Here is a 24929-nt window from a genome sequence, read left to right as displayed (position 1 = left end):
TATCGCCTTCACACTGCCTTGTTATTCCCCTAGTATGAGTCTCAATTTACCGGCAAACAGGGATTTGCATGAGATTCATCCACACCTCCGACTGGCATCTTGGCCGGACGCTGCACAATCAGTCGCTGCTGGACGAACAGGCGGCGATGCTTCAAACCCTGCTTAAACTTATTGAAGAGCATCAGGTGGATGCGCTGCTGATTGCCGGTGATATTTTTGACCGCTCGGTGCCGCCCGCAGCCGCTGTGACCTTACTGGATGAGTTTCTTGAGCAAGTCACCTTAAAGCTTGGCGTCGCTGTGATTGCCATTGGCGGCAATCACGATGGTCAGGAGCGGATTGCCTTTGGCGCGCGGCAGATGGCCGGCGCTGGGCTTTATATTCAGGGGCCGGTAGCGGCCGACATCAAGCCTATCCGCATCGATGGCAAATCCGGCAGTGCCTTTTTCTATCCTATTCCCTACGCCGAGCCTGCGCTGGTCAGGCATTTGCTTGAACTGGATATTCACACCCATGAAGAGGCGCTCAGCGCCCTGATTGAGCGCGCGCTCGCCCATGACAATCAGGGCCTGCCTCGGGTGGCGCTGAGTCACTGTTTCATCGACGGCGGCAGCGAATCGGACTCAGAGCGGCCGCTGTCTATCGGCGGCGCTGACAAGGTTTCACCAAGCCTCTTTTATCCCTTTGATTACGCGGCGCTTGGGCACCTTCACGGGCCACAGTTCAAGGGGCAGCAGCATGTGCGCTATTCAGGCTCGCCGCTTAAATACTCCTTCAGCGAAACAAAACACAATAAATCAGTGACGTTAGTGGAGCTTCGCGCCGGTGAAGATCCCCAAATCACGCTGCTGCCCATTACGCCGCGCCACGATGTGCGGGTGATAGAGGGCTATCTTGATGCCTTGCTCGAAGAGGGCAAAACTTCATCAGGCCGTGAGGACTACCTGATGGTGCGCCTCCTCGATACCCACGCCATTCTCGAGCCCATGGCCAAGCTTCGTGCTGTGTACCCCAATGTGCTTCACCTTGAGCGCACCGGCCTGCTGCAGGAGCGCAGCATTACCGGGCCCGGTCGTGAACGGATGCAAAAGAGTGAGCTGTTGATGTTTGAAGACTTTTTTAATCAGGTGCAGGGTTCACCCATGACAGAGGCGCAGCGCTCGCTGATGAGTGAGCTGATCGCTTCCCTGCACAGGGGAGAGTCGAAATGAAGCCGCTCAGCCTTGAAATGACCGCCTTTGGCCCCTTTGCCGATTGTCAGCGAATCGATTTCAGTGCCCTTGGCGACTGGCCGCTGTTTTTGATTAATGGCCCCACAGGTGCCGGAAAAACCACCATTCTCGACGGGATCTGTTTTGCGCTTTACGGCAAGACCACAGGCAACGAGCGTGAAGGCAGCCAGATGCGCTGCGACAGTGCGCCCGACGATGTGCTGACCGAAGTGATTTTTGAATTTGCCCTTGGCGGGCGTGAATACCGCATCAAGCGCATTCCCGAGCAGCCGCGCGCCAAAAAAAGTGGCGATGGCTTTACGCTGCAAAAAAGTGAGGCGTTCCTTGAGCGTATCGACGGCGACAAAACCGAGCCGCTGGCGGTGGGTAAGGTGACTGAAGTCACCGCCATGATTGAAGATTTGCTCGGGCTTGAAGTTGAGCAGTTCCGCCAGGTGATGGTGCTGCCCCAGGGGCAGTTTCGAAAGCTCCTCCTTGCTGACTCCAAAGAGCGCGAAGCGATTTTTGGCCAGCTGTTTCAAACCGGCATTTATAAGCGCATTGAAGATAGCCTCAAGCAGCGGGCGCTGGAGCTTAAAGCCCGCGCCAAAGAGCTTGAAGCCCGCCGCGCCGGGATTTTGGAAACCGCAGGCGCTGAAAGCCTCGATGCGCTTAATGCCATGCTCGCCGCCCTTGCGCCTGAGCTTGATATGGCAACCACAGCCAAACAGGCGGCCGAGCTTGCACTTGCCGACGCGCGGGCAAAGCGCCAGGCCGCCGAGGCGAAACTTCGGGAATTTGCGGCGCTCAATGACACCAAGGCGCGGCTAGCCGAAGAAAGCGCAAAGGCTGACGAGATGAACGCGCTTGGGAAGCAGCTGGAGCGGGCTGCGCGCGCCGACAGTGTCAGCGCGAGCGCGCAGGCCTGGATTGAGCGCCAAACCGAGCTTAAGGGCTTTGAGGCAAGCTTTGCTGCGGCAACCGAAGGGGCGGCCCGAGCGGCAGAGCGTTTAGCACTGGCAAAGCGCAGTGCCGATGAGTTGCCACTTCTTGATGAAAAGCGCAGGTCACGGCAAAACGATGCCGACAAACTTGCAGAGTGGCGCCCTCGTATGGCTCGGCTTACGGCGTTAAGCCACACCATTGCAGGCCTTGAGCGCTCCCAAGGCGGCGCAGAAGCAGAGCTTAATCATGCCAGACAAACCCTTGGCATAACCCAGGCTCGGATAAACGAGCTTGGGGTAAAACGGCGCGAGCTGATGCAGCTTGCCAGCAGCGCCGGTAATCTCGAGGCGGAGTTTCTTAAGCAAACCGAGCTTTATCAGCGCCAGCAGCAATACCAGCAAAAAGCACAGGCCGCTACTCAGTTAGCCGAGCATTTACATCAGTTGGAAGCCGAAGGGCGCGAAGCCAAGGCCATTGAGGCGCAGCAGGTTGAGGCGCGGGAGCGTTTGGAGCTTGCCTGGCACCAGGGGCAGGCGGCGATATTGGCAACAAAGCTCATGCCCGGTGCGCCCTGCGCCGTATGCGGCAGCACGGCTCATCCAAATCCGGCCCACCATGAAGGCACACTGCCTTCAGATGAGGAGATTGACCGCGCCCGGCGCGCTGAGCAGCAGGCCCGTGAAGCCTTAAGCCGCGCCCGCTCCGATTATAAGGCGCAAAAGCAGCGCCTCGATGGCATGCGCGCTGAGCTTGCCGCGGATGCTGAGCAGCTTGGCAATGCGCTGGCAAGTAGCCTTGAGCAAAAAGCGGCTGAGCTTGCCGTGCAAAAGGAGAGCTGCGCCCGCGCCAAGGCGGCGCAGTCGACGCTGCTTGGTCTTGATGATGAATTATCAGCGCTTGATAGCGCCGCGAAGCAGCAGCTTTCGCAAATCGAGGCCCTGCAGGCACGTTGCAGCGCCCAGGCGCTGGAGCTTGGCAATGGCCGCAGCGAGCGGGACAGCCTGCTTGCCACCATGCCCGAGGTTTGTCAGCGCCTTGGCAGCGAGCAGGCGTTTGATGCCCATCTGCTTGAGCTTCAGGGGAGTATCAATCAGCTTTCAACCCAAATGGGGAGCCTGCAAACTGCCTTGGTGGATGCACAAAGCCAGCATGACCAGTGCACCGAGCGGCGCGAGGCTGCGCTTAAGGCACAGTTAGAAGGCAAGGCCAAAGCCGACGCCGCGCGGGCACGTTTTGAGTCTGAGCTTGCCGCCAAAGGCTTTGTTGACGAGCAGGACTTTATCCGCGCGCGGATGAGTGCGGATACGCTTGCGTCGGCAAAGGCGGCGATGACGGCCTGGCAAGAGCGCTTACTTGGGCTTAAGGAGCGCCTGAGCGCCCAGCAGGAAGCCCTTGGCGATGACACGCCGCCCGTGATGGATGCGCTTGTCGCGCAGGAAGCCACGGCGCAGCAGGCCTTTACTGAGGCTACAAGCGTCTGGCAGGGCATTAACGATAATCAGGTGATGCTGAGCCGCGCCAGAAGTCAGCTCGATGCCGAGGCGGCTTCCAGCGCCAGACTCGATGCCGATTACGCCCTTATCGGCACGTTGTCGGATGCGGCCAGTGGCAGCAGCGGCGAGCGGATAAGCTTACAGCGCTTTGTGCTTGGAGTGCTGCTGGATGATGTGCTGATTGAAGCCAGCGTGCGGCTGTTGCAAATGAGCAAGGGCCGCTATCGTCTTATTCGCAAAGAGGACAGAGCGAAGGGCAATAAGGCCTCGGGGCTGGATTTGGATGTGGAAGATGCCTACACCGGCAAGGTGCGGCCGGTGGCGACCCTAAGCGGCGGCGAGAGCTTTATGGCGGCGCTGGCACTGGCGCTTGGGCTGTCGGATGTGGTGCAGGCCTATGCCGGCGGCATTAAGCTCGACACCCTCTTTATTGATGAAGGCTTTGGCAGTCTTGATCAGGAAGCGCTGGAGCTTGCTATCCGCACCCTGGTTGACCTGCAATCCTCCGGCCGGATGATAGGCGTTATCTCCCACGTCAGCGAGATGAAAGAGCAGATTGGCACCCTAATAAATGTGCTGCGCGGCCCGCTTGGCAGTCAAATCAACCTGACGTTGCCTTGACAGGTTTAAAACGGCGTTTGCCTCACAGTTTCGTGTTGGGGATTTGTTTAGCATCCCCCACGGACAGTGTGGTTTTTCATGCGAAAGCCTTAAAAGGCTTGTGCTCTACGCCGTTTATGGTGTAAAAGAGACAGATTCCTGCAAAAAGACAGGAAAAAAACACTGATAATAATAACTGGCAACACAGGAAACTTCAGGGTTGATGCTTAAAATATACAATAAAAACAATATGTTTTTTACGCATATTTCCAGTTTACCCAACTTCCATAAGCGCGTGCTGCTGTTGGGTAGTTTGTTGGTCGGCGCCTCCGTATTGTGGCCCGTGACTCACAAGCCGGTAACCGAGCGTGTTCCGGTGGCACTGGACATGGATTCACTGCTGCCGCAGATGTCTGCCGCGCCTTTGCCGGTGATGCCCGCTGAATCAACCCCCCATTATGATTATCTGATTGCCAAGGGTGATACCCTGAGCAGTTTGTTTTCCCGCGCCGGTATTAACCAGCAAACCATGTATCAGGTGCTTGAAGCCGACCTGAACGTGCTGGCACTCGATACCCTGATGCCGGACAACCGCATTAAGTTCTGGCTCGACAACAATGGCGAGCTGCAAAAACTGGAGCTGTACTTCAGCCCCGCCCGTCAGGTGGTGTTTACCCGTTTTGCCGATGGCAGTTTTAACGCCGAAGAAATCGTGGTCGATGGCCTGTGGCAAAACCGTATCTCCAGCGGCGAAATCCGTGGTTCATTTTACGTTTCCGCCCAGCGCATGGGCTTGTCAGCCGCCGAAATCACCAAGGTGGAGTCGCTGCTGAAAGAAAAGCTGAACTTCTCCCGCGACCTTCGCGCCGGCGATACCTTCTCTGTGCTGGCAAACGATCAGTATGTTGAAGGCGTTGCCACTGGTGCGAGCCAGATCCTCGGCATCCAAATCAAGAGCGGCAAGCGCGAAATCACCGCATTCCAGCACAGCGACGGCAACTTCTACGACGCCAAAGGCAATAGCCTCGCCAAGTCGTTCCAGCGTATTCCGCTTGAAAAACAAATGCGTCTGACCTCTCACTTCAACTCACACCGCAAACACCCTGTGACCGGCCGCGTAGCGCCGCACAACGGTACTGACTTTGGTGTACCTATCGGCACCAAGGTGGTTGCACCCGGTGATGGCGTGGTAACCATGGTGACTGATCACCAGTTTGCCGGTAAGTACGTGGTGATTGAGCACGGTAACAAATTCAAGACCCGCTATCTGCACCTGTCCAAGTCATTGGTGAAGAAGGGCGATCGCGTCAGTCGTGGTCAGGTGATTGCGCTGTCCGGTAACACCGGCCGCTCCACCGGTCCGCACCTGCACTATGAATTCCACGTCAATGGTCGTCCGGTTGACCCGATGAAGGTATCGCTGCCAACCTCGACTGCGCTTAATGCCAATGAACTGTCAGAGTTTATCTCGCTGGTTCGCAGCCGTCAGATGCTGATGAATTTGGGCTGATAGCGAAAGCGGACACTGTGCTCGAAAGCATCAACAGAAAGCGACCTCAGGGTCGCTTTTTTCATGGCTGTAATTTTTGTGCCGGTAATGCAAATGTCGGTAATGTCAATGGCGGAATTTCAGTGGCGGAGTGCAGCGGCGCGGTTTTTGCGCGATGAAGTTCGCGGAGTGCTTAAGGCTGCAGAGCACTTGGGTCAACAGAGCACTTGAGTCAGCGGAGCACTTGAATAAAACGCGTGCTTGATCCAAAGGTGCGCTGAGTAAAGGAACTGCGGATACGGCTTGCGGTTGCGGAGTTTGGTTTATCCTGCCCGGCGTTTGGCAAGTTTCAGCGCGCACTGACACAGACCGCCTTTGAGCGCCTCACAGCCGCCGCAGGGGCGGCGTTTCAGCGGCGTGAGGGCGAAGGCCATGCTGCCCTGGGCCGGACGCAGTTTGGCGATGCTGAGTGCTTTTTGGGGCGCATTCGCGCGCGGCAGGTCGCCGTCATTGGCACTCGGCTTGGTGCTGAGTAAGGAGCTCGATTCAATCAGGCTGCGACGGGCGAGTTTGGTTAACAGCTTTTGCCTTGCTTTCTTTTCGCCCTTGGCGGGGCAGGGCAGTGCCTGCACCTTGGATGATTGCATCAATGCGTCGCCAAGTTCACTTACTATGGCCAGATTAACGGCGGTTTTTAATTCCGCTTTTTTCAACCCCAGTGATTTGCGCGCCGCCTTATGGCAAAGCTTGGCTAATCTCTTTTGCGCTTTACTCTCAGCTTTACCCGACTTGCCGCAGCTGATATCAAAGGCCTTGTCATCGCCTGGAGACTGGCCGTGACCATGAGATTGGCTTTTTGAAGGGCTATGTGAAGGGCCATGTGAAGGACTATGTGAAGGGCTTTGAGAATGTGGCACAGGTGCTTGCTTCAACCAAAAGTAGATAATTTATTCTAAATGAAAACTATTATCAGTCAAGGTGTCGTGTCAGGCTCGCAACCCAAAGCCGCAACGCGGTGCAAGGGCAGGACTTATGCGAGCTGGCTTATGATAAGGGGCTTATGCAAATGGGCTTATGCGAACGGGCTCTGGCCTGCGTCTATCGCAGTCAGCAGCAGGCGTAAGTCAAACTCCAGCTGATGATAGTCGCCGTCCATATGGCAGCAAAGCTGATAAAAGGCCTTGTTGTGGTCACGCTCTTTAAGGTGGGCGAGCTCATGGATCACGACCATTCTGAGCAAGGGTTCGGGCACCGATTTAAGCCGTGAAGAGATGCGAATTTCGCGTTTGGCCTTAAGCTTATTGCCCTGAATGCGGGATATGGTGGTATGCAGCCCAAGCGCCTGTTGCTTTAAGCTGATTTTGTCGTCAAAACAGACTTTCGCAAGCGGCTCGGAGCGCTTTAAAAAGGTGTTTTTAAGCGCCAGAGTGTAATCGTAGAGCGCTTTGTCACTGCGGATATCGTGGCAATCCGGATAGCGCCGTGCCAGCACCTGACCAAGTTTACCGGCAGCAAGCAGGGTGTCCACCTGGGCGCGCACCTGCTCGGGATAATGGGCCAGATACTGACTCACGCTACGACAGTTCCGGCAGGATCAGAGCTTGCCGTAGATGCGGCCGTTTTGCAGTGCGTAGGCGGCTTCAAAGGCCGGGATCTGGAAGCGCTTAAGACCCAGCACCTCGTAATCCACCTGCGGCGGGTTGCGCTTGAGCTGCTCGCGAATGGTGGTTGCTTTAAGCAGGGTCACCGGCAGGCTGCCAAGCTGAATGGCGGCTTCAAGCTTGAAGCTGATGGCGCTGCCCGCCAGTTTGCCCTTTTGCTCGCGCTCGATGATAACCACTTCTTCAACCTTGTAGTCTTCCATCAGTTTCGCAAAGGCGAACTGAAATTCGCGAATGACTTCCTGGGAGGCGGCATCGTTTACGGTGAAGGTGTGTTTGCGACATTCAGGCACGTTAAACGCTTCTTTGTCGTAGCCAACCAGGCTGATAAAGGCTTCGGCACCTTTAAGCTCTACACCACAAATTCTCATATCTATTCCTTACTCATTCGTGACTCAGGCGGCGTTTACCGCCTGAGTTGATATTGTGTTACCGCCGCCTGACGTTATTCAGGCAGTTCGAATTCTTCTTCGTCGTCATCGGGCAAATCGGGCTGCGGCGCCGCGACCAGGGGCTTTTTACGCATCAGCGGCGCATCGCCAATGTCGATGCCGGTATGGAAGCGGCGATCGCGTCCGGTTTTACCGGCTTTGGCGCGAGGAGCCGCCTTGTTGCTGTCTTTGGCTGCGCCTTCGGTCTTGGCGGCAGGGGCTTTGCGGGCACGCTTGGGGGCAAGGCCTGTAAACTTGGCTTCGAGCCCTTCAAGGGTTGAAAACTCGAAGGTTTTACGCAGCAGCAACTGTACTTTAAGGAAGTTGTCCCAGTCTTTTGGGCCCACCAGAGACACGGCATTGCCCTTGTTGCCGGCGCGGCCGGTGCGGCCGATGCGATGCACGTACTCTTCGGCAAACTTGGGCATGTCAAAGTTTACTACCAGCGACACAGTGCCAATGTCGAGGCCGCGTGAGGCCACGTCAGTGGTCACCAGAATGCGCTGATGGCCGCGGCTGAAGCTGTCCATGATTTGATTGCGCTGGCTTTGGCGCAGCTCGCCCGAGAGCGCGGCTGTGCTGTGGCCTTTTTCGGCCAGCAGGGTTGCCAGGCGCTCTGTGTCCTGGCGGGTGGCGGTAAAAATCATCACCTGGCGGAAATCCTGCTGCTGCAGCAAACGCTCAAGCAGCGCTTCTTTATGCTCAAGATTGTCACTTAAGATAATTTTTTGCTCGATATCGCCATGGCCAAGGTGCACTGCATCGATGGCAATGTGCTCAGGCTCATTCAAAAGCTCGCTGGCAAGCTCCTGCACTTCACCGTGATCCAGGGTGGCGGAAAACATCAGCGTCTGGCGGCGGCGATGGTCGGCGGCGGCGTTGATGGCCTTAAGCTGCGGCGCGAAACCCAAATCGAGCATACGGTCAGCTTCATCGAGAATCAGCAGTTCAAGGCCACTCAAAAACAGATGGCGCTGCTCGAGGTGATCGGCGATACGACCCGGCGTCGCCACGATAAACTGCGGCTCTTTGGCAAGCGCCTTGGCCTGATCGTTAAAGTTTTCACCGCCAAGCACGCTGATGGCGCGGTATTGGGTATTGGCAACCAGCAAACGCAGCTGGGCGTATACCTGCTGCGCAAGCTCTCGGGTAGGCAGCAAAATCAGCACCCGAGGGTCGCGTTTTGACAGCGCTTTGGTGGAAATCACCCGTTGCAATGCCGGCAGCAAAAATGCCAGCGTTTTCCCCGAGCCTGTTTTGGACGAGGCCATCAGATCCTTGCCGCTCATGGCGACAGGGATGGCCTGACTCTGAATAGGCGTTGGCGTCTCTATGCCCATGTGTTTAAGGCTCTGCAAGAGGCGCTTGTCGAGGGAAAAATCAGTAAATTGCAAAGGAGGCTCTCCGGAAAAATTGAAGCCGCAAATTATAGCGCCAACTGCGATTCAGTGCCATGGCAACCTTGGTTTGCTGCAAAATTCATCTGCATTCCTAACGTTTTTAAGTGTCAATCTCTGTGATGGTTGTCAAATTATCGTCGTTTTGGCTTTTGCGCCTCAGTCGCTTTGGCTTATGTTTGGGCAGCGATTGTTACTTTTTTACCCTGAGCGCCCGCCCGGCAGCTATCTGGAGCAGCAAATGGATTTCTGGATTGCCCTTGCAATTGTGGTTTTTGGCTGGATGATCCCGGTCCTGCATATCGGCTTGTCCGATGTGGTGTCGGCGCGCAAAAAAGGCTGGTGGATTTTGGCTGTCACCCTGTCGTCCTGGTTTGGCTGGCTTGGGTATATGGTTAAGTCCCGAAGCTCCGCCCGCTAGTCGGCAGTTCAACCTGTTCATTGGCTTCGAGTTCAAGCCGTTAGCCCCTTTGTCGGGAATGCTTTCACTCCTACCTCATTTTGATGCTCACGTTTTGCCACTGCTGTGATTTCAGTCGCTGTGAATTCAGTCGCTGTGAATTCAGTCGCTGTGATTTCAGCCGCCGTGATTCCCATCACTGGTGTAAGGCGCCCTAACTTCGTTATAGTCAGCGTGGTTATAGTCAGTCTGGCATTGATACCCTGCTGCTAATGCTATGACCTTGCATAGACCGCTACGCGCTACATTTTTAGCGTATTTCCGTTACAGAATTTAAGGATGATAACCAGGATGACAGGCCACAAAGGGTACGCAGGCCAGACAGGAGCGGTGCGCGTAGGTGTCGCCCTTGGCAGCGGCGCGGCCAAGGGCTGGGCACACATAGGCGTGCTTAACGCCTTGCTGGAGCTTGATGTCAAACCCGAGCGGGTGGCGGGCTGCTCCATCGGCGCGCTGGTTGGCGCCGCCTATGCCAACGGTCAGCTTGAGTCGCTTGAGGCCTGGGTTCGCAGCTTTTCCAGCTGGGATGTGCTTGGGATGATGGACTTAAGCTGGCGCCGCGGCGGTCTTATTCGCGGCGAAAAGGTGTTCGACATCATGCAAAGCCACATAGGCGATGTCGAGATTGAATCCATGCCTATGCCCTTTATTGCGGTGGCCACCGATTTATACAGCGCTCAGGAAGTGTGGTTTCGCCAGGGGGATCTGCGTCATGCGGTGCGCGCATCCTGCTCAATGCCAGGGATCTTGCCGCCGGTGCGTCAGGGGCATCGCTGGCTCGTGGATGGCGCCGTGGTAAACCCGGTGCCCGTGTCGGCCTGCCGTGCGCTGGAGGTGGATTTGGTGATAGCGGTGGATTTGGATGGACATCGTCGCAGCCGGATCCAGAGTCTGCCGGTAGACCTTCGCAGTGAAGCCTTAACGCCGCAGGAAGAGCGGCGGGCGCTGGCCGCGCAGGAAGGGGGCTTTATGGATTTATTTGCCCGTGGGCGAGACTATATTGCCAGTCTGTCGGATAAATTTTCACTTGGGTCAAGCAATGACCCGGGCATGCTCGCGGTGATGACCCAGTCGATGGAAATTGTTCAGCAGCGCCACAAGCGGGCGCGCTTGATGGGCGATCCGCCCGATGTGTGCATAGTGCCCAGGGTTGGCGACATTGGCACCATGGAGTTTCATCGCGCCGCCGAGGCGATTGATGCAGGTTACCGCGCTGTGATGGATAACGCCCATCTGATTGATGCCATGCTTGGCCGCAGTGAAGCGCCTGCTCACGATAAGCACGCCAAGCGCGGTACTCAAATTCGCGCAGACGGCAATAAGGCTCGCGGCGACGGCACTCAGGCTCGCGGCGACAGGGAGAAATCGCCAGCGCCGGCAACAAAACCTGCAGCGACATAACCCACTGTCGCCAAATCAGCTGCCTGTACACAACCTGCCTGTAAACAACCTGCCTTTAAACAGTCTACATTTACACAGGCTGAATCAATGTGCGCGGGGCGGTGGCAACGGCTGGCGGCACAATCTTCCATTCCCTGTTATCGCTTGCCTGAGCTTGGCGGTTTTACCGTCGACGTTCAGGCTTTCGCTTTGGTTAATTTTCCCCGTCTACCTGCCCAAGCCGCAGCGGTCAAGGGTGATTTTTTTGAAAAAGCTACCTGCCACAGATTTTCGTTTTCGGGAAATTTATGTTTTCCCCAAACATGATCCATATCAAGGTATCGCGCTGGCATTTGTCGCCTAATACACTACATTTTGTGCCTGGATAAAAAATCATCTCTATATATAGTGATGATATCGACAAAGGGGAACTAGCAATGCCAGTGGTTATCAAACGGGACGGTTGCCGCGCGGCCTTTGATGAGGCCAGGATCAGGGATGCTGTGATTGCCGCTCAGGGCGTGGCCGGTGTGGTGGATAGTGATTATGCCGCCACGGTTGCATCTGTGGTGGCATCGGCCGTGGCCGGCCGCGCCGAGGTGGCAATTCACGAGCTGCAGGACGCCGTTGAAAACTGTTTGATGGAAGGCCCCTACAAAGAGGTCGCCCGCCACTATATCGAGTATCGCCACGACCGCGACGTGTGCCGCGAGGCTACCAGCAGGCTTAATCTGGAAATCCGCTCTTTGGTTGAGCAGACTAACGCGGCGCTTTTGCACGAAAACGCCAATAAGGATTCCAAGGTCATTCCCACCCAGCGGGATTTGCTCGCCGGCATCGTTGCGCGCCATTATGCCAAGCGTCATATTCTGCCCAAAGAAGTGGTGGCGGGCCATGAGGCGGGCCATATTCACTTTCATGATTTGGATTACTCGCCGTTTTTCCCCATGTTCAACTGCATGTTGATTGACCTTGGCGGCATGCTGACCAAGGGCTTCAAGATGGGCAATGCCGAAATTGAAACCCCGAAATCCATCTCCACAGCCACGGCGGTGACGGCGCAGATCATCGCGCAGGTGGCGAGCCACATTTATGGCGGCACCACCATCAACCGTATCGATGAGGTGCTCGCGCCCTATGTCGCCAAAAGCTATGACAAGCACTATCAGACCGCGCTGCATTGGGGCATTACCGATGCTGCGAGCTACGCCCGTGCCCTGACCGAGAAAGAGTGTCACGATGCGTTCCAGTCGCTTGAATATGAAGTAAATACCCTGCATACCGCCAATGGTCAGACGCCGTTTGTCACCTTTGGCTTTGGCCTTGGCACCAGTACTGAAAGCCGGCTTATTCAGCAATCTATCCTCAAGGTGCGCATGGCGGGGCTTGGCAAAAACCGTAAAACCGCGGTGTTCCCCAAGCTGGTGTTTGCCATTCGCGATGGCATTAATCACAAGGCTGGCGACTGTAATTACGACATCAAGCAGCTGGCGCTCAGGTGCGCGTCTGAGCGCATGTATCCGGACATTCTCAACTACGAGCAGGTAGTGCGGGTCACCGGCTCCTTTAAAACCCCCATGGGCTGCAGAAGTTTTCTTGGGGTGCATGAAAAAGACGGCGAAATGGAGCACGAAGGGCGCAATAACCTCGGGGTGGTGAGTTTGAACCTGCCCGGCATCGCGCTGGAAGCACAGGGCGATGAAACCCGCTTTTACGTCATTTTGAATGAGCGGCTTAAACTTGCGCGCCAGGCGCTGGATTGCCGTATCGAGCGCCTAAAAGGGGTGAAGGCGCGGGTGGCGCCCATTCTTTACATGGAAGGGGCCTGCGGTGTGCGCCTGAGACCAAACGATGACATCGAGCCGATTTTCAAAAATGGCCGCGCGTCTATTTCACTCGGTTACATTGGCCTGCACGAAACCATTAATGCCCTGTATGGCACACAGGAGCATGTGTACGACTCGCCTGTGCAGCGTGAAAAAGCCGTGGCCATAGTGCGTTACTTAAAGGCGGCGACCGAGCGCTGGAAAAAAGAAACCGGCTATGGCTTCAGCCTTTACAGCACCCCGAGCGAAAGCCTTTGCAGCCGCTTTGCCAAACTCGATGCCAAAACCTATGGCGTGGTGGCGGGCGTCACCGACAAGGGGTATTACACCAACAGCTTCCACCTCGATGTGGAAAAAAAGGTCAGTCCCTTCGATAAAATCGACTTTGAGGCGCCGTATCCCGAGCTCGCAAACGGCGGATTTATTTGCTACGGCGAATACCCCAACATGCAGCATAACCTTGAGGCGCTCGAGGATGTGTGGGATTACAGTTACAGCCGTGTGCCTTATTACGGCACCAACACGCCGATAGACGAGTGCTACGACTGCGGCTTTACCGGTGAATTTGACTGTACCAGTAAGGGCTTTGTCTGCCCGGTATGCGGCAACCATGAACCAAGCCGGGTATCGGTGACCCGCCGGGTTTGCGGCTACCTTGGCAGCCCAGATGCGCGGCCATTCAACCACGGCAAACAGGAAGAAGTGAAACGCCGGGTCAAGCATCTGTAACGGGGAGTGGCGTGAATTATCATCAGTATTTTCCGCTGGATGTGATAAACGGGCCCGGCACCCGGGTGACGCTGTTTGTCTCCGGCTGCGAGCATCAGTGCCGCGGCTGTTACAATCAGTCCACCTGGGATAAGCGCAGTGGTCATCCGTTTGACGAGGCGATGGCAAACCGGCTGATAGCGGATTTGAACGATACCCGCATCCGCCGCCGGGGCTTGAGTTTATCGGGGGGCGATCCGCTGCTGCCCGATAATCTTGCCGCTATCAAGGCGCTGCTTGAACGGGTTCGCCGTGAATGCCCAGGCAAGGATGTGTGGCTCTGGACAGGTTACACCTTTGAGCACCTCACCGACGCCCAGCGCGCCGTGGTGGCGCTGGTGGATGTGCTGGTGGACGGTAAATTTGAGCAGACACTGGCAGACAGGCGGCTTGAGTTCAGGGGCAGCAGCAATCAGCGCATTTTGCGTTTGCGTGCCGAAGGTGATGGCTGTGAAGCTGACCTTGGTTTTTCTGATGAGGCTGATGGCTCTCGCCGAGACTGAGTGGCTCATCGCCAGTGACTGAGTAGCGAGTGACTGACTGAGTAGTTCTTAGCGACTGACTGAGTGCCGCCATACCTGTGGCATCAGGCTTGGTTAATGCGCTCCACACGGCCTGGCAATCGGTCGGTTATTTCCCAGCAGGGCACTTGGGTATTTCGGCCACGGCCAAAAAAGCTTAGAATAGCGCTCCTGGCCGTATCATCTGCCGCTGTTGTCAATCAAGGAAAGCCAAGGTCTCACGGAGTGAGCGCTGTCGTTAGGATAAATTCATGTCGATAAAGTATGTCGCCACCTCCAAGTTACCCACCCCCTGGGGCGTTTTTGCCATGCACGGTTTTGAAGATGAAACCACCGGCAAAGAGCATGTTGCCCTGACCTTCGGGGATCTCAGTGGTGATTCGCCTGTGCTTGGCCGCATCCATTCCGAGTGCCTGACCGGTGACGCCCTGTTCAGTTTGCGCTGTGACTGCGGTTTTCAGCTGCAAACCGCCATGCAGCGCATTGCCGAAACCGGCCGCGGTTTTATTCTGTATCTGCGTCAGGAAGGGCGTGGTATTGGGCTTTTGAACAAAATCCGCGCCTATGAGTTGCAGGATAAAGGCGCCAACACAGTCGAAGCCAACGAGCAGCTCGGCTTTGCCGCCGATATGCGCAAGTACGATATGATTGCCCCCATGTTGGCCCACCTTGGCATTTCACGGGTCAGATTGATGACCAACAATCCCCGCAAGGTAAAAGCCATGCAGGAAGTGGGCATGGATGTGGTGGAGCGGGTGCCGCTGCAGGTGGGGAAAAACCGCTATAACGAAGCCTATCTTAAAACCAAATCCGATGAGCTCGGCCATATGATGACCGAAGTGCATTTCGCCGGCGATCATCAGGATTAAGCTGGCAATTGCCGCTGCGCTTTTGTGCGCCGTACGTCGCTGGCGCTGGCGCTAAAAACCTTTTATAGTCGGTGCATTCGTTGCTGAATGCACCGCAGCCATTGAAAACCAAACTCTTTTTTTCGCTGTTATGCCTGCCCCTGGCCGTCGCTGCCGCCGAGCCGCCAGAGGTCAATCACTATGCCTTTGCCAACTACCTTGGCAGCGGTATTTACTCTTCCGCCGGTGACACCGCCGCCGTGGCCAACGTGCCGCTGAGTTTTGATATCGAAGCGACCAATAACGGTATGCTGATGCTGCGCGTGCCGCTGTCGGTGGGTTTTTTCAATTACCGCTGGCAGGATTTGCCTGACGGCGAGTTTCCCGACGCCATTGGCACGGTCACCCTGACCCCCGGAGTCGAATATCACTGGCAGGCGACCGAAAAGCTTGCAATGGAGGCCTATTTCGATATCGGTTTTGGCCATAATTTTTCAGACAGCAGCAATGTGGGCATTTTGTCGGCCGGTATTTCAACCCTGTATGCCTTTGGCGCGCCTGAATATTCACCGCTGTGGGTCAGCCGCTTTTACAGTGCTGGCTATCGCAGTATTCAGCGGGGCGCGGATGACAGTTATTCGGCGCTCACCACCGGGGTCGATTCAGGTGTCGGGCTTGGTTTTTATGCGCTCGATCGCTTTATGGAGCCCAGGCTTTTTATGGCGCTGCACTGGTATTTTGGCCGAGGCGAGCTTGCAGATGAGCCGGTGGGGGCGCTGATGCAGGGCAGCACGGTCGAGGCCGGAATGAGCCTTGCCTTCGACCGGCCTATGGGGATTGAACCTGCCACCATCGACCGGCTCGGGGTGAGTTACAGCCGCGTTGCCGGTGAGGGCGTGTGGCGTCTGTTTTTCAGTTTGCCGCTGTGAGGCTGCGTCAAAGCCAGAACCAAAGCCAAAGCCAAAGTCAAAGTCAAAGCTTCAGCTAACGGCTTGTTTACTCGGCTTCGCCTTTGGGCTTGCCCCAGATATTGGCGTTGGCCGAGTTATCTGCTCTATCTGCTTTGTCGGCTTTGACTGTGTTGATGTTGCGGTCTTCGGGCTTTTTCAGCGTCAGAGTCTGTCCCTTGAGCCTTGCGGGCTCGCGGCTTTGATGAGGAGCGCTGGCAGGATGCTTACTGCCGCGCTTGTCACTTGCCCTGTCATTTCTTCTGTCACTGGGTCTATCACTTGGTCTATTAGCGCGCTTTTCACTCGCGTGCTCGCTGTGCTTATCACTTGGCCAGTCACCGCGCTTATTACATTTTTTGTCGCTGCGCTTTTCAGCTGCGCCCTCGTGGCGCTTGTCATCAGTTTTTTCGCTGCGCCAAACATTGCCGCCCCGGTTGGTGTTGCCGCTCCGGTTAGCGTTGCCGGTATCTGTACGGGTTTGGGGGCTTTTGCGGTCCTTGCTTACGCGCTCATCGCGCTTGTCCGCTTTGTCGGCTTTGTCTTTGAGCTCCGGTACGCTGAAACCCTGCTCGGTAAGGTACAGGAGTTCGAGCTTGGTGCGCGCCCAGGAGGTGCGGCGCAGGAACTTAAGGCTTGAATCCAGAGAGGGATCCACCGCAAAGCAGCGGATGCGGATTTTATCGGCTAAAACCGGCCAGCCTAAGGTATCGACCAGATGCTCAAGCATGGCTTTGAGGGTGAGGCCGTGGAGGGGATTATTGGGTTGCGACGACATGGGCGGTACCACAGGCAAAGCCTGACAGTAAAAAGGCAAAAGATGGCGCTATTGTAAACTGCCCGCTGGCTAAAGCACAGCGCGGCGCGGTTTTAACTGTTTATTGGACGTCTCACAGTGGGATCCGATGAACATAGCGGCCGCTTTAGCGGTTTTTGGCAGCAAAAAGCCGGCAGATGCCGGCTTTTGACGTCATGAAGACTTAGCGTCACACCTCTTCGGCAAGCTCCACACCCTTGCCTTTGGTTTTGACAATCAGCAGCGCCGCTACCGCGAGGGATACCAGGATGCCGGTTACCGTGGATAAGGTCATCGGCAAGCCGGCGCCCAGGGTTTCGGAGTTCAGCAGGAAGCTTACGACCACAGTGGTCATAAACAGCGCCGGAACGGTACAAATCCAGTGCAGCTTGTTTTCACGCATCAGGTAGGCGGAGGCAGTCCAGAGCATCAGCACAGCAGTCGCCTGGTTGGCAACGCCGAAGTAGCGCCAAATAACCCCAAAGTCGACCTGAGTCAGCACGCCACCAATCACGAACAGGGGGATTGCCAGCACCAGACGCTTGGAGATTTTGGTCTGAGGCATGTTGAAGAACTCAGACAAAATGAGGCGCGCAGAGCGGAATGCTGTGTCACCTGAAGTGATAGGCAGAATAATCACACCCAGCACCGCCATAAAGCCGCCGACTACGCCAAGCAGGCCGGTAGAGGCTTCATACACCACGTTTGCAGGGTTGCCGGCCATGCCGGTGGCAAGTCCTTCTACGCCGCCGAAGAACGACAGCGCGATGGCACACCAAATCAGCGCAATGATGCCTTCACCAATCATGGCACCGTAAAACACGAAGCGGCCGTTGGTTTCGTTTTCCATGCAGCGGGCCATCAGCGGTGACTGAGTGGCGTGAAAGCCAGACACGGCGCCGCAGGCGATGGTGATAAAGAGGGCAGGCCACAGTGGCATGTCGTTGGGGTTCAGGTTCTGGAGGAAGTCGCTTGCCTGTACGCCGGGCAGCAGGCTGTGCTCGGAAGATACCAGCAGCGCTACAGTTAGACCCACAGACATGAACAGCAGCAGGGCGCCGAAGAAGGGGTAGAGGCGACCGATGATTTTATCGACCGGTACTATGGTGGCGATAAGGTAATAGACAAAAATCACCGCGACGAAAATGCTCACGCTCATGCCGGTGAGTTTAGCGAGCAGGCCCGCAGGAGCCGAGATAAACACCACACCAACGAGCAGCAGCAGTATGGTCGCGAACACGTTCATAAAGTGTTTGGCGCTCTTGCCTAGGTATTTACCGGCAAGGTTTGGCACAGATTGGCCGCCATTTCGAACCGACAACATGCCCGAAAAATAGTCGTGCACTGCACCCGCAAAAATACAGCCAATTACAATCCACAGCATGGCCGCCGGGCCATAGAGTGCACCGAGAATGGGGCCGAAGATAGGACCGACACCGGCAATATTCAGCAGCTGAATTAAGTACACTTTGCCCTTGGACATGGGCACATAGTCAACGCCATCGGTTTGGGCGAAGGCCGGTGTCTGGCGCTTGGGATTAATGCCAAACACCTTCTCGACGAAGGCGCCGTAAATAAAATAGCCGGCAATCAGTAAGCCGACACAGAGTAAAAACCAGCTCATCTTGTTAGTCTCCCCTTTTTTGAGTGCTTACCAGTTTACTGATGTCGGCAGCAAGCGGGGGACGCTTTTGGGTGAGCGGTTGATATGCCCTGTTGAGCGGTTGATACGAACTGTTAAGCGGAGAGAATTCACCGTTAAGCGGTTGTTACTATCGTCAGGCGGCGGTCAATGCATCGGACCGGGTTTGAATTGGCGTTGGCAACAGGGCTCATTGAAAACCGAAATGTTGTTTCAGCTCCTTAAGATAGCGGCGCGAAACCGGAACGCGTTTGCCAAGACGGGTGATAACCTCGGCGCCGGCGTCAATCAGCTCAATTTCGGCAATTGCCGAGGGCGCGATTAAATACTGCCGATGGCAAAACATCAGCGGCGTTTTTTGCTCCAGCATTTTAAGCGTCAGATGGGTGTGCACCATGCCGGCCCTGGTCGACACATGCACGCCGCCCAAATCGCTGAAGATAAACTCCACTTCCTCAATGGGAACCACTTTGAGTTTATTACCGCTGAAGCAGGGCAGGTGCGACAAGGTTTGCGGCGCCAGTGGTGATAAATCTCTGGGCTCAAGGTCGCCCCGAAGCCGCTCAAGGGTGTGTGCCAGACGCTTTTCATCTATGGGTTTAAGCAAATAATCAAAGGCATGCAGCTCAAAGGCCTTGATGGCAAATTCATCAAAGGCGGTAACAAACACCACCCGCAGCATTGTGGCCTTATCCAGCATGGCAAGCAGCTCTATACCGCTGATGCGCGGCATCTGTATATCAAGAAACACCAGCTGCGGCTTATGCTCATTAATCGCCTGAATGGCTTCGATGGCGTTGCTGGCGCAGGCCACCACCTTGACATCCGCGTGGGATAGCAGCAGCTCGGCAAGCTCGTCCCGGGCAAAGGGCTCATCATCTATCAATATGCAGGAAATCACGCGCCGTTTGTCTCCGTTGTTGCTGTTATTGTGCCAAAGGCAGGGTGATGGTAACGCGGGTAAAGCATTCTCGCTCGCATGTTACCGACACCCCATATTGCTTGCCAAACTGATTTTGAATGCGTTTATGCACCAGGTTCATCCCAAGCCCCTCGCAGGACTCACTTGGCTGGTAAAGGCCGGCGTTATCCGTCACCTCAAGTAATACACAATCCGCGCTGGCAGAGCCCTGCACCTCAATCACCCCCGGCTCGAGCAGTTGCGAGGTGCCGTGTTTTACCGCATTTTCAATGATTGGCTGCAAGGTAAAGGCCGGTAAGCGATAGTGCTGCAGCGCCTCGGGGATGGCGATATTCACGCTGAGGCGGTCGATAAAACGGGCTTTTTCAATGCCAAGATACGCATCTATGTGCTCAAGCTCGTCTTTGAGCGTCACGAGCCCGGGGCTGCGCTTAAGGTTAATCCGCAAAAACTGCGACAGCTTTTGCAACAGGCTTCGCGCCATATCCGGGTCGCGGCGGGTAATTGCGCCTATGGTATTGAGTGCATTAAATAAAAAGTGCGGGTTAACCTGCGCCTGCAACAGCTTAAGTTCGGTTTGGGTCAGAAGGCTTTTTTGCTGCTCAACCCGCCCGTACAAAATTTGGTTGGACAGCAGCCGGGCTATCCCTTCGCCGAGGGTGCGGTTGATGTTTATAAACAGCTTGTTTTTGGGCTCGTAGAGTTTGATGGTGCCTATCACTTCGGTGTCGCTTCGAAGCGGAATAACCAGGCTTGAGCCCAAACGGCACTGGGGCGAAATCGAGCAGGCATAGGGCATCTCCACGCCATCGGCGAACATGACTTTGTTATCGCGGATAGCTTCGAGGGTGATTTTTGAGGCGATGGGCGTGCCCGGCAAATGATGATCGGCGCCAATGCCGATAAAAGCCAGCAGCTTGTCTCGGTCGGTAATGGCAACGGCGCCCACGTTGGTTTCTTCAATCACGATTTTTGCCACCTGAGCGCTGGTGGTTTCGTTAAAGCCCTGCGACAGCAGCCCCACGCTGCGCTCAGCAATCTTGAGCGCCTTGGTGGAAAATGCCGACGACAGCTTATCGAACATGGTCTTTTGATCCCTAAGCATGCTCATAAACAGCGCCGCGCCCATGGAGTTAACCAAGAGCATTGGCGGCGCAATCTGCTGCACCAGCCCCCAGGCATCATCAAAGGGTTTGGCGACCAAAAGAATGATCAGCATCTGCATGATTTCGGCGTAAAAAGTAACAAAACCCGCCACAAACGGATGATAAATCAGCTCGCTTTTACCACTGCGCCTCAACGTGAGGCTGATTAGCCCCGCCGACAGGCCCTCAAGGGTGGTTGACAGCGCGCAGGCAAGGTCGGTAAAGCCGCCCATGCTGTAGCGGTGCAATCCGCCGGTGAGCCCGACAAAAAAGCCGGTGACCGGCCCGCCCAGTAAGCCGCCAAGCACAGCACCCATGGCGCGGGTATTGGCGATGGCACCATGGGTTTGCTCACCAAAGTAGGTCGCCATGATGCAAAAGGCTGAAAACATCAAATAAATAATGACTTTGTGCGGCAGGCGGGGGGCGCTTTCGGTCAGCACCTTAAACAGCGGCGTTTTACTGGCAAGGTAGACAAACACCAGATAGAGGCACATTTGTTGGGTCAACAGCAGGATCAACGGCATTCAAGCTCTCCTGATAAGCCTCATGTGGCAGATGTTTGCGCTGGCGCAGAGAATCTCCATTCTGCGCAGGGTATAAGGTGTGCGGCAATTGCCCGTTTTAAGAACTGCGACCGGTTTAGCGCTATGAGCGCCGTTTCTCCGGCCAAATCCGCAGCTGTGTAATCACATAAATGCCGGGCATTGGCGCTTCGTAGCATTGGTGCTTCATAGCGTGGACATAGCGCAAACCAGCAGCATACAGCGAATATACAGACATAATTGCAGCAACAGGAGCACACCTTGACTCGTTCAGTACACGGCCATGATGTGATGGGCTTGATGTTAGCCCATGGCAAACCTTTGACTCAAGACGCATTAATTGCGCTTATTCACAAAACCTTTGGTGACGAGTGCCGCTTTCACACTTGCAGCGCCAGCGAATTATCGGCAATGGATTTACTGGCGCTGCTCAGGCGAAAAGGCAAGGTAATTGAGTGCGCCGAGGGGCTGACAACAGAGAAGGGGCGTATTTGTCATCATTGACACGGTGTCCAGCCCGGGAGAGCAGGCCGGACAACGTTGCTACCGGCTTACTGCTCGTCTTCACCACGCAGCAGAATGTGGCTTTGCTCGCCTGAACTCTTGTCGTGGAATTCCTTAATCAGGATCCGCAGCAGTTTGGATTTGGCGATGCCGGTTTGTTTGGCAAGGCTGTCGAGCTGGTCGATGGCCTTGGTGGTCAGGCTGAAGGTGGCGTGGCGATACACCTTGGTGGTGGATTTATCCAGCCCGAATTTTGCCCGTATGGCTTTGCCGTCTTCATCCAGAATAGTCGGCCTGCCAAAGGCGTAGTTGTTGGCATCTTCGATAAAGTCATCAACCGAGACCTGACCGCGATCCAGTTTTGGCTTTTTGCGTTTAAGGTCAGTTAAGCTCATAGGAATTTTCTGGCGGTATGGCGAGAAGTTCATCTGCGATTGCTCGAATTTCTTCAGCAGCCTTGCCGTCCGGTTCAATTTCGATGACCGAGGAGCCTTTTTCCTCGCTGTCGTCGTAAACGTTACGGCAATAAGTGACTGAATCAAGCACCCGCAGTCCGAAGGAGGTGACCACTTCCTTGGCTTCAATAATACGTTTTGCCTGGGTTGGCAGCGCCGGACACTGGGTCAGCACCACGGTGGCGACCATCTTGGGATTGACCATTTTACAGGTGGTCAGCATGTCTTCCATGTGCGGCAGGGTTTTAAGGTCACGGCGCTTTGGCCTCAGCGGTACCACCACATAGGTGGCGACCGACATGGCGGCTCGCATGGCTAGGTTATCCTGGCCGCCACAGTCGACAATCACATAATCAAACCGCTCGTTGAGGCTCAGCAAATCGTTGCGGATTTTGCCGTAAAGCTGAATACAGTTGATTTGCGGCAGACTGGGGTCGTTGTTACGGGCCTGGATCCAGTCCGAGGTGGTTCGCTGCGGGTCGCAGTCGACCATCAGCACATTGGCATTGAATTTCTGGGTAATATGAACCGCGATATTCTGTGCAAGGCAACTCTTGCCACTGCCACCTTTTTCCCCACCGACCAGCAAAATCATAGTTTGTGCTCCGTTTTAGCCAAGCCTTTCTCACCAGTATAGAACAGCATCACCGAAGCGATAGAAAAGCGCGGTTTAAATCAACTGCATAGCAATGTGGAAGCTGTGAGCATGTGCCTCACTGCAACGACAAACCTGGCCCTGAATGGTGTTTTCTTTGTCGGTGTCCGGATTAAATGTCACTTCAACCAGCTCGCCCAGGGCAAAAGGCAAGCGGTACTCGAACAATATTCCCCGTCTGGACAGGTCGATACAGATGCCATTATCGACTTGCTCTGCGCCGCTTTTATCGGTCCAGCGCAGCACAATTCGCTCCGCTTCCATATCGACCCTGAGCGATCTGCGTTTTTCTTCGTATTCTTTTGGATTGTCATCCATCGCGGCCTTCTCCTTTGGCGCATTAACAAGCGCTTAAAAATCAGCATAATTGCTTTTACAGGAGAATACCAATAACTGACAAATACGGAATGAAAAAAAGCCGGCGAATGCCGGCTTTATGACCATGATTGCAAAAACTAATTGTCGTATTCCTGATTCTTGGGGTAGGGCATTTTGAGCTGACCCCAGCGGATCACCACCACGGCGCCGGCCAGCACTACGGTCGAGATGGAAATCGCCAGAATGCGCCAGTCGTCCATGGCCTTCATATCGAGGATGAGGTAGCGCGCCAGTGCGACGATGGCGATATAAAGCGGCATGCGAACCGGCAGCTTGCCCGACTCCGCGTAGTTGGCCACCATCGCCAGCACCTCAAGATAAATAAACAGCAGCAGCAAATCTGCCAGTGTGACCTTGCCCATATTGAGAATGTGGGCGATTTCCTGCCCTATCGCCGCCACTGTTGCTACCGCGATAATGATAAGCACCAGATTCTCGGTCATTTTCAGCAGCTTTGAGCCGTAACTGCGGTAAAAATCCATCATGTTCTCCCTGTATCCTGCATGCTGCGATGGTAGCAGCCTTTTGCGCGCCGGCGTGTGAAAAGCGCGTGACAGGGTTCACAATCGGGTAAAATCTGCGCTAGCCAGGGCGACCGTCGGCCCGAGGGCGCATCAGCATTGGGCCATAGCAAATCACAAAGCAGCCTAAGGCGGTAACCCAGGCAAAGGCCGCGAGGCTGATAAGCAAGGTGAAATGGGCGGGCATCAACCCGGCCAGCACCCTCAGGATTACCCCAAGCAGCATTATGGCAAAGGCCACAACAATCGCTTTGGGCGGGATGAGTTGCCGGCCGGTGTGACCCAAAGATACCCGTGCCATCATGGCGAGGATCATTCCGCCCATGCCGCCTGCGGCCAGAGCATGCAGCCCGGCTGAAAAAGGCTGCCCGGCTGCAATTAATGCCAGTCCAATCGGGATAAACAAAAAGCTTAAATGCAGTGACCACAGCAAGGGGACTTTGAAGCTGTATTGCCAGCCCCAGCGCGACCAGCGGACAAATATCACCAATGCACTCAATCCCGCCAATGGGCGCAGCGTTGCATCAATGCCGAGCAGCCAGGCGAGGATAGTCAGTCCAAGTGCAATAAAGGTCGCGGCATCGAGCCAGGGCAGGTTGGGTTTACGTTGATACTCACTGGCGCGTTCGGTAAAAAACGGAATGACCCGACCGCCAAGCAGCGAAACGATGAGGATAATAGCAAGCGCGCCGCTGTAGAGCGCCTTTTGGGCAAGTGCGCCGTCACCCTGCAGCAATGCGGCATAAGAAAGGGCATTACAGCTTGCGAGCAGCAGCAATATGGGTACAAACACCAGGTTTCGCCACTGCTTTACCTTAAGCACGTTAAGTGCAAGCACGAGTGCCGTTACCGGCAGAAATGCCACATCAAGCAGCATCACCAACCAGAGTGGCAAGGCCGAAAACGGCAACAGCAGTCGAGGCATCAGCCAGAGTAAAACGAGCAGCATCAGCGGTTTGCCGCTGATGCTTGGCACGCCGGTCCAATTTTGTACCGCTGTCAGCAAAAAGCCCGCGATAATCGCGCTCACAAAGCCAAACAGCATCTCATGACCATGCCACCACAGCGCGCCGCCGTGGGGCGTAAACGTAAAGGCACCAAGCAGCGCCATTACCCAAACCAGCACCCCAGCAAGCCCCATCAGGGTGCCAAACAAAAAGAACGGCCTGAATCCCAGCCGCAGCAAGGCAGGCGTGGCGAGTGCTTTTTGCGGATCGTGAATGTTATGCATGGTACACCTTCATGCCTGAGTGAAATTGTCGGATATTATAAGGTGCAAAAATTATGCATGTAAAATTATTTGATGGTTTTCTGTGACCCACGCTGCAGACTCAGCAGCGAACAAAAACAAAAAAACCGCCCGGAGGCGGTTTTTAAATGCTTATTACG

The 24929-nt window shown here is 55.3% G+C and carries 23 protein-coding genes; 10 read left to right on the top strand and 13 right to left on the bottom strand.

Annotation, left to right across the window (positions count from 1 at the left end; translation table 11 throughout):
• Positions 1-68 precede the first annotated feature (68 nt).
• The 3 genes from KJI95_RS01260 (at position 69) to KJI95_RS01250 (ending at position 5759) form a co-directional block, all read left to right on the top strand.
• Complete coding sequence (locus KJI95_RS01260; RefSeq protein ID WP_214505357.1) at positions 69-1211, top strand: exonuclease SbcCD subunit D; 1143 nt, start codon at positions 69-71, stop codon at positions 1209-1211.
• On the top strand, positions 1208-4270 hold the full coding sequence (locus KJI95_RS01255) for an AAA family ATPase (RefSeq protein ID WP_214505356.1): 3063 nt from the start codon (positions 1208-1210) through the stop codon (positions 4268-4270). Before KJI95_RS01260 ends, KJI95_RS01255 begins: the two co-directional genes overlap by 4 nt.
• 229 nt (positions 4271-4499) lie before the next feature.
• Positions 4500-5759 carry a peptidoglycan DD-metalloendopeptidase family protein gene (locus KJI95_RS01250; RefSeq protein ID WP_214505355.1) on the top strand — a complete coding sequence of 420 codons (1260 nt, stop codon included), beginning with the start codon at positions 4500-4502 and terminating at the stop codon, positions 5757-5759.
• A gap of 302 nt (positions 5760-6061) precedes the next feature.
• Here KJI95_RS01250 and KJI95_RS01245 read toward each other — a convergent pair whose 3' ends face one another.
• The 4 genes from KJI95_RS01245 to KJI95_RS01230 form a co-directional block, all read right to left on the bottom strand.
• Positions 6062-6385 carry a hypothetical protein gene (locus KJI95_RS01245; RefSeq protein WP_214505354.1) on the bottom strand — a complete coding sequence of 108 codons (324 nt, stop codon included), beginning with the start codon at positions 6383-6385 and terminating at the stop codon, positions 6062-6064.
• Positions 6386-6810: 425 nt separating this feature from the next.
• A complete protein-coding gene (locus KJI95_RS01240) occupies positions 6811-7311 on the bottom strand; it encodes a M48 metallopeptidase family protein (protein ID WP_214505353.1) in 501 nt (166 codons plus the stop codon).
• Positions 7312-7332: 21 nt separating this feature from the next.
• The gene (locus KJI95_RS01235; protein ID WP_214505352.1) at positions 7333-7770 is read right to left on the bottom strand and encodes a DUF3010 family protein; all 438 of its coding nucleotides are present in this window, start codon (positions 7768-7770) and stop codon (positions 7333-7335) included.
• A gap of 74 nt (positions 7771-7844) precedes the next feature.
• Entirely contained in the window at positions 7845-9224 is a 1380-nt protein-coding gene (locus tag KJI95_RS01230; RefSeq protein ID WP_214505351.1) for a DEAD/DEAH box helicase, read from the bottom strand.
• 244 nt (positions 9225-9468) lie between these two features.
• On the opposite strand from KJI95_RS01230, the gene KJI95_RS01225 reads away from it, so the two are divergent.
• The 6 genes from KJI95_RS01225 to KJI95_RS01195 all read left to right on the top strand — a co-directional run bounded on the left by KJI95_RS01225 (position 9469) and on the right by KJI95_RS01195 (position 15959).
• Positions 9469-9648, top strand: coding sequence for a hypothetical protein (locus KJI95_RS01225; protein WP_214505350.1), 180 nt, complete (start codon positions 9469-9471; stop codon positions 9646-9648).
• A gap of 330 nt (positions 9649-9978) precedes the next feature.
• Positions 9979-11088 (top strand): patatin-like phospholipase RssA, encoded by a 1110-nt coding sequence (rssA, locus tag KJI95_RS01215; RefSeq protein WP_214505348.1) that lies wholly within the window; start codon positions 9979-9981, stop codon positions 11086-11088.
• Between the two features lie 416 nt (positions 11089-11504).
• On the top strand, positions 11505-13622 hold the full coding sequence (gene nrdD, locus KJI95_RS01210; protein ID WP_214505347.1) for an anaerobic ribonucleoside-triphosphate reductase: 2118 nt from the start codon (positions 11505-11507) through the stop codon (positions 13620-13622).
• Positions 13623-13633: 11 nt separating this feature from the next.
• Entirely contained in the window at positions 13634-14164 is a 531-nt protein-coding gene (gene nrdG / locus KJI95_RS01205; protein ID WP_214505346.1) for an anaerobic ribonucleoside-triphosphate reductase-activating protein, read from the top strand.
• A gap of 269 nt (positions 14165-14433) precedes the next feature.
• Positions 14434-15051 carry a GTP cyclohydrolase II gene (gene ribA, locus KJI95_RS01200; RefSeq protein WP_214505345.1) on the top strand — a complete coding sequence of 206 codons (618 nt, stop codon included), beginning with the start codon at positions 14434-14436 and terminating at the stop codon, positions 15049-15051.
• 101 nt (positions 15052-15152) lie between these two features.
• Positions 15153-15959, top strand: a complete 807-nt coding sequence (locus KJI95_RS01195; RefSeq protein WP_214505344.1) for a hypothetical protein — start codon at positions 15153-15155, stop codon at positions 15957-15959.
• A 67-nt stretch (positions 15960-16026) separates the two neighbouring features.
• Here KJI95_RS01195 and KJI95_RS01190 read toward each other — a convergent pair whose 3' ends face one another.
• The 4 genes from KJI95_RS01190 to KJI95_RS01175 all read right to left on the bottom strand — a co-directional run bounded on the left by KJI95_RS01190 (position 16027) and on the right by KJI95_RS01175 (position 21009).
• Positions 16027-16755, bottom strand: coding sequence for a VF530 family protein (locus KJI95_RS01190; protein WP_214505343.1), 729 nt, complete (start codon positions 16753-16755; stop codon positions 16027-16029).
• A 208-nt stretch (positions 16756-16963) separates the two neighbouring features.
• On the bottom strand, positions 16964-18397 hold the full coding sequence (locus KJI95_RS01185; RefSeq protein ID WP_214505342.1) for a carbon starvation CstA family protein: 1434 nt from the start codon (positions 18395-18397) through the stop codon (positions 16964-16966).
• Positions 18398-18605: 208 nt separating this feature from the next.
• Complete coding sequence (gene btsR, locus KJI95_RS01180) at positions 18606-19316, bottom strand: two-component system response regulator BtsR (protein WP_214505341.1); 711 nt, start codon at positions 19314-19316, stop codon at positions 18606-18608.
• A gap of 25 nt (positions 19317-19341) precedes the next feature.
• The gene (locus tag KJI95_RS01175) at positions 19342-21009 is read right to left on the bottom strand and encodes a sensor histidine kinase (RefSeq protein WP_214505340.1); all 1668 of its coding nucleotides are present in this window, start codon (positions 21007-21009) and stop codon (positions 19342-19344) included.
• Positions 21010-21288: 279 nt separating this feature from the next.
• Between KJI95_RS01175 and KJI95_RS01170 the strand changes: the two genes are divergently transcribed.
• Positions 21289-21531, top strand: a complete 243-nt coding sequence (locus tag KJI95_RS01170; RefSeq protein ID WP_214505339.1) for a YecH family metal-binding protein — start codon at positions 21289-21291, stop codon at positions 21529-21531.
• A gap of 47 nt (positions 21532-21578) precedes the next feature.
• On the opposite strand, the gene KJI95_RS01165 is transcribed toward KJI95_RS01170, so the two are convergent.
• The 5 genes from KJI95_RS01165 to KJI95_RS01145 all read right to left on the bottom strand — a co-directional run bounded on the left by KJI95_RS01165 (position 21579) and on the right by KJI95_RS01145 (position 24771).
• On the bottom strand, positions 21579-21926 hold the full coding sequence (locus tag KJI95_RS01165; protein ID WP_214505338.1) for a ribbon-helix-helix domain-containing protein: 348 nt from the start codon (positions 21924-21926) through the stop codon (positions 21579-21581).
• Complete coding sequence (locus KJI95_RS01160; protein ID WP_214505337.1) at positions 21913-22581, bottom strand: AAA family ATPase; 669 nt, start codon at positions 22579-22581, stop codon at positions 21913-21915. Before KJI95_RS01160 ends, KJI95_RS01165 begins: the two co-directional genes overlap by 14 nt.
• Positions 22582-22656: 75 nt before the next feature.
• Positions 22657-22959 (bottom strand): PilZ domain-containing protein, encoded by a 303-nt coding sequence (locus tag KJI95_RS01155; protein ID WP_214505336.1) that lies wholly within the window; start codon positions 22957-22959, stop codon positions 22657-22659.
• Between the two features lie 137 nt (positions 22960-23096).
• On the bottom strand, positions 23097-23501 hold the full coding sequence (locus KJI95_RS01150) for a phosphate-starvation-inducible protein PsiE (protein WP_214506158.1): 405 nt from the start codon (positions 23499-23501) through the stop codon (positions 23097-23099).
• Between the two features lie 100 nt (positions 23502-23601).
• Positions 23602-24771 carry an NnrS family protein gene (locus KJI95_RS01145; RefSeq protein WP_214505335.1) on the bottom strand — a complete coding sequence of 390 codons (1170 nt, stop codon included), beginning with the start codon at positions 24769-24771 and terminating at the stop codon, positions 23602-23604.
• Positions 24772-24929: the final 158 nt, after the last annotated feature.

This window comes from Shewanella jiangmenensis (genome assembly GCF_018596335.1).
Lineage (GTDB): Bacteria > Pseudomonadota > Gammaproteobacteria > Enterobacterales > Shewanellaceae > Shewanella > Shewanella jiangmenensis.
This window is presented reverse-complemented; position numbering and strand designations above follow the sequence as displayed.